The organism is Nostoc cf. edaphicum LEGE 07299, from assembly GCF_015207245.1.
GTDB lineage: Bacteria > Cyanobacteriota > Cyanobacteriia > Cyanobacteriales > Nostocaceae > Nostoc > Nostoc edaphicum_B.
Genome location: NZ_JADEXF010000161.1, coordinates 1 through 7206 on the forward strand (window position 1 = coordinate 1; position 7206 = coordinate 7206).

Consider the following 7206-nt stretch of genomic DNA (forward strand, 5'->3'; position numbering starts at 1 on the left):
ATCCAAACCCACATCTGCCGAAGTGTTTCAGGTGATGGAACGGAATATTACAGGACTATTAGGTAATCTACCTTCAGAACACTTTGGTGTTACTGTAACCACAAATCGCGAAAATCTAGGTAGACTTCTTGCTTCTGCGATGATGAGTGGTTATTTCTTGCGTAACGCTGAACAGAGAATGAATTTTGAAATGACCTTACAAGGATCTGAAACCAACAACAACGAAGTTGACTAGAAATGTAAAATTTGGAGAATCCAATCAATATTGTTGGGCTAAAAGCTAATTATAGTTACAGCGATACGAATTTAAAAATAAGTCTCTGCGACATCTTTACTGCTAATTCCCGATTATACATCAGCTAAGTTTTTTAAAATATCCAAAATAGTGACGAATTCAGGTTGAAATTTCAACGCAGACGAACGCGGAGTCTTTGATTTCGCTTCTCTGCGAACTCCTGTAATTTTGTGATTAATTCAATTTATCTGATGTCAGGCTAGTTAGTTATAACTCCCGAACCTATGCAGAAAGCATAAAAATTCCTTTCCTCTAAACCTTTTTACGGTCTGAATAATTAAGTCTTTAACCAGATACGATATTGACGCTTATTTATAAATGATGAATGCACATTTGTGGATAACCGAACAGTGCTAAATGACCTTTGCAATAAATCTAAACTCGGCAGACTAGTTGTAACTCTGCCGAGTTTTGTTATTAGTCAAGAGTCAAAATTCACGAATTCTTTCCCTACTCTCTACTCCTTACTCCCGATTCAACTATGAGTGAAACCAGTTCTTTCCCACCCCATAAAATCATTGGTGTTGCAGTAATTTGGAATGACCAAAAGCAAATTTTAATTGACCGCCGTCGTCCACAAGGAGCGATGGGTGGTTTGTGGGAATTTCCTGGTGGTAAAATTGAGCCTGGTGAAACCATTCAAGAATGTATTCAACGGGAAATTTCCGAAGAACTGGGAATAGTGATTGAAGTCGGAAAGCATCTGATTACTATTGACCACAGCTATACAAGTTTGCGCGTTACTCTCACAGTACATCATTGCCGCCATCTTACGGGTGTCCCCCAACCTTTGGAATCCGATGAAATTCGCTGGGTAAGTTTGGAAGAACTGGAACATTTTACTTTTCCTAAAGCAAATATTCAAATTATTGCTGCATTGAAAGGAAGTGGGGGCTAGGAAAGAAGCAGAGGGAGCAGGGGAGCAGGGGAGCAGAGGAGCAGAGGAGAATAATTAATAACCAATACTTCGGCTTCGCTCAGTACAAGTGCCCAATGACAAATGACAAATGACAAATGACCAATGACCAATGACCAATCCCGTAACAATCTATTAATTGCATCAGGTTGAGTCCCGCAATTTTCTACAATAAGCGCAGGGACTTTGATTTAAGGTGTCAGCAAATAAATGCCTAAAACCGTTGCCGATGTAATGAGCCGCGATCCGATTGTTGTCCGGGAGGAAACTCCACTGAAGGAAGCTATCCAAATTCTCGCAGAACGCCATATCAGCGGACTACCTGTTGTGGATGATCTCGGTAAATTGGTAGGCATTATCTCGGAAACCGATTTGATGTGGCAAGAAACTGGTGTTACTCCACCTGCATACATTATGTTTCTTGACAGTGTTATCTATTTAAAAAATCCTGCTACGTATGACCGTGATTTGCACAAAGCTCTAGGGCAAACTGTCGGGGAGGTGATGAGTAAAAACCCGATCGCTATTTCCCCTGATAAAACTTTAAGAGAAGCAGCGACAATCATGCACGATCGCAGCGTTCACCGCTTACCAGTACTTGAGACTACAGGTCAAGTAATTGGTATTCTCACTCGTGGTGATATTATTCGGGCTATGGCTGCTAGTCAAGATTAGTCAAAAATAGAGACGCGATTAATCGCGTCTGTACAAAAGTCAAAAGTAGAGACGCGATTAATCGCGTCTGTCTTTTTTATACATTTGAAAATCAAGGATAACTAAATGAGTATTACTCCGGAGTCTGTTAAGCAATTGCTCAGTTCTGAGGATTTAGGCGATCGCTTACGTGCTGTAAATCAAATCCGCGAATTGGAACCTGCGGTTGGCTTTGAATTAATTCAAAGTGCTATTGGCGATCATAATTCCCGTGTCCGTTACTCAGCAGTGAGTCAAATGGATACACTCGGAACGCAAGATTTACAATTATCCTTGGATATCTTGCGCGATCGCTTACTTCATGACTCCGAAGTAGATGTACAAGCAGCAGCAGCAGACTGTTTGGGCGCTCTGAAGTTAAGCGAAGCTTTTGAAGATTTACAGCAGCTTTATCATACAACTGGGGAATGGTTAATACAATTCAGTATTATTGCTACATTAGGAGAGTTGGGCGATCCACGAGCCTTTGAACTACTTAAAGAGGCACTCTCATCAGAAAACGAATTAGTCCAAACTGCTGCTATTAGTTCTTTGGGTGACTTGGGAGATGTACAAGCAGTTTCCCTATTGGCTCCCTATGTTAACAATCCAGATTGGCAAATTCGTTACAGACTTGTACAAGCCTTAACTCGTTTGGCTAGTCCAGAAGCCAAATCTATATTAGAAACTCTGGCTAATGATGAAGTAGATGCGATCGCAAACGAAGCTAAACAATCTTTGCAGTCAGTTTAAGTCTATCTAAGGTTAAGAAAATCCACCTTTAATATAGATTTGTCTGGCAGTATAAAAAAATTCGACCTGGTTGGTAAATTTTGCATTCCAGCCAGATCGAATAGCTCAATTAGAGTTACTTTTAGCAACTAAAAGTAACTTGTTGATATTTAGGATAGGTCTATTGAAGGATACTTTTGCGACGGCGAGACATAGCCATTACTGCACCTACTGCACCCAAGCCTAGTAATGCAGCTGGTTCGGGAACAGAGGCTATTGTCGCACCTTCAAAACTTGCATTAACTATTTCACCACTATTGTATAGAGCCTCCGCGTTTTTCTTTAAAGAAGCGAAAAAAACGTCTACTGTTGCCTGACTTTGGTCTTCGAACAATCCGTTGAACGTAAAGGTGATTAGTGTTCCTGTTTTTGTTACTTCAAACGTTGGTGCGAAAAGAGTGGTTAAACTAAGAAGTTTAACGCCATCTTGATCACCAATATCTATAAAGTCAGAAGGTAAAGTGGCATTTACTAAGTTGTAAATAGTCCCATTTGTATCGTTAAGAAAAGATCCCTCTTTGATCCCTAACTCAATTGCTCCTGGATCAGGAGTGAAAGTTATGCCAGTGTTAGTGATCTTGGCTGTAGTGCCCTTTCCGTCAAAGGTAAAGCCACCAGTGTATGCTTGAGCAGACCCAGCAGAGGTAAACAAGGCAGCAGTAGCTAAGGGGAGTGCAGCAGCAACAGCTAAAGTTGCATTTAGTAATGTAGATTTAAAACCAATCATTCTTGTTTGAGGCTCCTAGTAATAACTTTAAATCAGAGCAATTGCTTTACTTTTAATCTCAGTAATTTATTTAAAATACTGTCAGTGAAAGCGAAACTTGCGTGATGTATTTCTTATCTCCATAAAATCACATAGACTTAGAACCTGCAATATTTACTGAGTGGTCTTCATCACATCTTCAACTAATAAATAGTCTTCATAAAATTTTAATTTCTTACATATCTGCGCTTCGTATATCTCTTACTCTCTAGGGTTTAAATTATTGGCAATAGCTCTGACTTTAATCAAGTTGTCTACGTAACGTCAATGAATGGTAATTCTTTATACATAAAAATTCTCAACCATATTTTAGATAAATGGAGTATGCAGTGTATTTATAATTTCTTCAGTTACCAATATTTAGTGAAACGGTTCCTCTCATAGAATAAATGGGAGGAACCGCTGTATTTGTTTACTATGGATAGTCTTTACGAGCAAATTGAATGTTTGTAAAAAACAGCTAATTGCTAGCTATTACCGCTGTTCTCAAATCTGTCAGATTTTTCAAATGTTAAGAGCCAAATACCTGTGGCCAGGTTGTTACAACAAAAACTACAACTGCGGCGATCGCTAACAACCCTTGAATCAAATTTCCAACCAAAGATCCGACTACAATTCCTATACCTGCTTTAACTGCTAACCCGAATTCACGTCGGTACAGGTACTCACCAATAATTGCTCCCAAAAGCGGGCCTAGTAAAATTCCTAACAGTGGCCCCCCAAAAGGTAAAGTTGGCAATAATCCCAAAAATCCTACTACCAAACCAACAATTGCGCCAATTTGCCCCCACTTGCTAGCTCCAGCTTGTTTTGCTCCCACATAGCTAGCTAAAAAATCTACTCCGACACTGAGCAGTAAAACTATAATTGTCACAATTAGTGGAATTTTGATAGCTGCAAAGGAACTACTAACGATTCCCCAGATAATAATTGCAATTAAAATTAAGCTGCTACCGGGAATGGCTGGAACTACAGCACCAATAATACCCACAACCATTACAGCAATTAATAGCCAATAAATAATTTGCATAGATCAATTGTAAATTTCCAAATTTTCTCATAGGGACGCACATCTGTGCGTCCCTACTGTTTATTCTATCTGGGTAAGATAGCGAAAAATACTTAGTACACTGTGGTGTAAGTTTGCCTAATGCTTCTAAACTGCTATTAAAAAGCTCAAAACCCATGACGAGAAAAATATTAACTGGACTAAGTTCAGAAGCATACGAACACCCCTTTGATCGCAAAGCCTTGGCTTCCTTGCAAAATATGCCCGGTGTCTCCTTGCTACTCAAAAAAGTTAACGAATACGGCATTGATCGCCTACTTAGACTGCAAAGCCTTGGTAGTGAAATCAGAATTTCGCCCCGTAATTTTCCCCAATTACATCAAGCATTTGTAGAAACCTGCCAAATTCTTGATGTTGCTCCACTTCCTGAATTGTATCTATTTCGAGGCACAGGTCACATTCAAACCTACATTGTTGGTGTGGAAAAACCCCTTGTCGGTATCAATTTAGATGCAATGGAGTGGCTTGGCGCAGATGAGTTGCTTTATATTTTTGGGCACGAAATCGCTCGCATCAAAAGTCAGCACATGGTTTATCACCAAATGGCAATTGTTATGCCAACGTTGAAAAATTTGTTGAGTAGTACCACACTGGGAGTCGGTGGCTTAGTAGCGGGTGGAATGGAACTAGGTTTGTATAATTGGCGGATGATGGCTAGGTTCACTGCCGATCGGGCTGCTTTGCTTGCTTGTCAGGATATTGACGTAGCAACTACTGCACTGATGAAACTCGCGGGTTTACCAGATGAGTACTTGACTTCTGCTGTAATTGAAGATTTTCTCGTCCAAGCCCGTGAGTTTGCATCTAATAACTTTGATAGTGTGGATAAAGTCACCAAAATATTAAGCTATACAGAGCCTGGGCTTTCTTGGGTAGTTATGCGGGCTGGCGAATTATTAAAATGGGTTGATTCAGGAGCTTATGATAATTTAATTCAACAAACAAATTCAAAGATACCGGAAGAACTAGAAGAAAAAGAAGGAAAGACACCACAAGAAAAGGAAGGTTGGAATTTTTTGAGTTCTTGGTGATTGAATTTTAAGTTTTAGATTTAATTTTTAAATTTAAAATACGCCTATGACACTAAATGACTGGCTAATACCGATTAGCTGCGAGCTTGTTCCCATACAAGGGGCTTAAGCCCCTTGTATCAATAAAACTGGCTGGCTTTTAAACTAGCTGACAATCTAAGTACTAAGAGTAACGGCTAACTTATCAGCAATTCCCGCAATCCAGTTTTCATCTTGTTTAGTGTAACTGCGAGGAGCATTTGCTCCCAAAATTAATGCACCTTGGTTGCCAATAGGTTGACAAATTACACCTTGAGTGTTTTCTGGTAAATAATCAAATTCAAGCCTACCTGGATATATTTTTAGAACTACTAGATAAATCGGTTTTTGTTTTTCGAGTACCTGTTTTAAGATTACTCCTGGCACAACCTCAGATTTGGTACCCAAAATTCCGCGACGCAACAAAACTTTACCTTGATAAAAAACCACAAGCGATCGCGTTACTGTATTAGTCAACAATAAATGAGATGCCCAGGCTAGCTCTGTTTTCACCGCTTCGGGTAAATCTGCTGCGAGTACAAAACCTTCTTCTCCAATTAGTTCTACAGTATCAGGCGATCGCGGTTGAACTTGCTGCCAAATTAAACCCGTCAAAATTAACACCGCGCTTAAAATCACGCCCACCACATCACCACGTGATTGAGACTGGGTTAATTCCGGTGTCAATAAACGGTTAATCAATAAAAGTACAGCGCCTAGCCCACCTACGACAATGGGTAGACGCCGCAAAACTCGATTAGGATCAGTCATTAGTCATTAGTCATTGGGCATTGGGCATTGGACATTGGGCATTGGACAATAATTAAAGTTCTTCTCCCCCTGCCTCATCTCCTCACTCCTCTCCTGGCTCAATAATCCGCTGGAAAAGATAACCAGTACCCCGTGCGGTGAGAATCAATTCTGGGTTGCTAGGATCATCTTCTAATTTTGCCCGCAAACGTGATATATGCACATCTACTACGCGGGTATCTACATGACGTTCTGGTGTATAACCCCATACTTCCTGCAAAATTTCCGAACGAGAAAATGCTTCTCCAGAGCGACTAACTACCAACTCTAACAAACTGAACTCCATACCCGTTAATCGAATACGCTCATCACCTTTGTAGACTTGTCGCTTATTCGTATCGATTTTTATATTAGCGACATGAATTACCCCAGAACTGGGAATGCCAGAACCACTGGCTTTGTCTACCCGTCGCAACACCGAGCGAATCCGGGCTTCTAGCTCCTTGGGAGAAAATGGTTTAACTACATAGTCATCAGCACCCAATTCTAAGCCAGTGATGCGATCGGCTACATCACCCAAAGCTGTTAGCATAATAATGGGCACATCTGATTCTTTTCGTAATTCTTGACATACACCATAACCATCTAGCTTTGGCATCATTACATCCAAAACTACTAGGTCAGGATCAGTTTTGCGAAAAGTTTCCAAAGCTTCTTCCCCGTCGCCAGCTGTCACTACATCGTAGCCAATCATGGAAAGGCGTGTTTCCAAAATCCGGCGAATGCTGGCTTCGTCGTCTACCACCAAGATTTTTTCTTTATGGCTTTCCAAGTTTCTCTAGGCTCCTTGACTAAAAATTTACATGATTAATTTTT

9 protein-coding genes are annotated in these 7206 nt (G+C 40.3%); 5 read left to right on the plus strand and 4 right to left on the minus strand.

The genetic code is table 11. The features are described from left to right. The 4 genes from IQ229_RS06830 to nblB form a co-directional block, all read left to right on the plus strand. On the plus strand, positions 1-235 hold a 235-nt coding region (locus IQ229_RS06830; protein WP_194042404.1), incomplete at its 5' end, for a DUF760 domain-containing protein. Positions 236-776: 541 nt separating this feature from the next. Next, positions 777-1193, plus strand: coding sequence for an 8-oxo-dGTP diphosphatase MutT (mutT, locus tag IQ229_RS06835; RefSeq protein WP_194042406.1), 417 nt, complete (start codon positions 777-779; stop codon positions 1191-1193). A 228-nt stretch (positions 1194-1421) separates the two neighbouring features. Next, the gene (locus IQ229_RS06840; protein ID WP_194042408.1) at positions 1422-1886 is read left to right on the plus strand and encodes a CBS domain-containing protein; all 465 of its coding nucleotides are present in this window, start codon (positions 1422-1424) and stop codon (positions 1884-1886) included. A gap of 105 nt (positions 1887-1991) precedes the next feature. After that, the gene (gene nblB, locus IQ229_RS06845) at positions 1992-2657 is read left to right on the plus strand and encodes a phycobilisome degradation protein NblB (protein WP_194042410.1); all 666 of its coding nucleotides are present in this window, start codon (positions 1992-1994) and stop codon (positions 2655-2657) included. A gap of 160 nt (positions 2658-2817) precedes the next feature. Here nblB and IQ229_RS06850 read toward each other — a convergent pair whose 3' ends face one another. Both IQ229_RS06850 and IQ229_RS06855 read right to left on the minus strand, forming a co-directional pair. After that, positions 2818-3423, minus strand: a complete 606-nt coding sequence (locus IQ229_RS06850) for a PEP-CTERM sorting domain-containing protein (protein ID WP_194042412.1) — start codon at positions 3421-3423, stop codon at positions 2818-2820. Positions 3424-3973: 550 nt separating this feature from the next. Continuing rightward, positions 3974-4492, minus strand: coding sequence for a DUF456 domain-containing protein (locus IQ229_RS06855; protein WP_194042414.1), 519 nt, complete (start codon positions 4490-4492; stop codon positions 3974-3976). Positions 4493-4647: 155 nt separating this feature from the next. Between IQ229_RS06855 and IQ229_RS06860 the strand changes: the two genes are divergently transcribed. Beyond that, positions 4648-5562: a M48 family metallopeptidase gene (locus IQ229_RS06860; protein WP_194042416.1), complete on the plus strand. Its 915-nt coding sequence runs from the start codon at positions 4648-4650 to the stop codon at positions 5560-5562. 156 nt (positions 5563-5718) lie between these two features. Here the strand turns inward: IQ229_RS06860 and IQ229_RS06865 are convergent, their stop codons facing one another. Next, positions 5719-6351 carry a cofactor assembly of complex C subunit B gene (locus IQ229_RS06865; protein WP_194042418.1) on the minus strand — a complete coding sequence of 211 codons (633 nt, stop codon included), beginning with the start codon at positions 6349-6351 and terminating at the stop codon, positions 5719-5721. 82 nt (positions 6352-6433) lie between these two features. Further along, positions 6434-7162, minus strand: a complete 729-nt coding sequence (rpaB, locus tag IQ229_RS06870) for a response regulator transcription factor RpaB (protein WP_194042420.1) — start codon at positions 7160-7162, stop codon at positions 6434-6436. Between the last annotated feature and the right edge of the window lie 44 nt (positions 7163-7206).

Coding starts and splice junctions, on each gene's coding strand:
- mutT (WP_194042406.1), top strand. CDS start 777: ATGAGTGAAACCAGTTCTTTCCCACCCCATAAAATCATTGGTGTTGCA.
- IQ229_RS06840 (WP_194042408.1), top strand. CDS start 1,422: ATGCCTAAAACCGTTGCCGATGTAATGAGCCGCGATCCGATTGTTGTC.
- nblB (WP_194042410.1), top strand. CDS start 1,992: ATGAGTATTACTCCGGAGTCTGTTAAGCAATTGCTCAGTTCTGAGGAT.
- IQ229_RS06850 (WP_194042412.1), bottom strand. CDS start 3,423: ATGATTGGTTTTAAATCTACATTACTAAATGCAACTTTAGCTGTTGCT.
- IQ229_RS06855 (WP_194042414.1), bottom strand. CDS start 4,492: ATGCAAATTATTTATTGGCTATTAATTGCTGTAATGGTTGTGGGTATT.
- IQ229_RS06860 (WP_194042416.1), top strand. CDS start 4,648: ATGACGAGAAAAATATTAACTGGACTAAGTTCAGAAGCATACGAACAC.
- IQ229_RS06865 (WP_194042418.1), bottom strand. CDS start 6,351: ATGACTGATCCTAATCGAGTTTTGCGGCGTCTACCCATTGTCGTAGGT.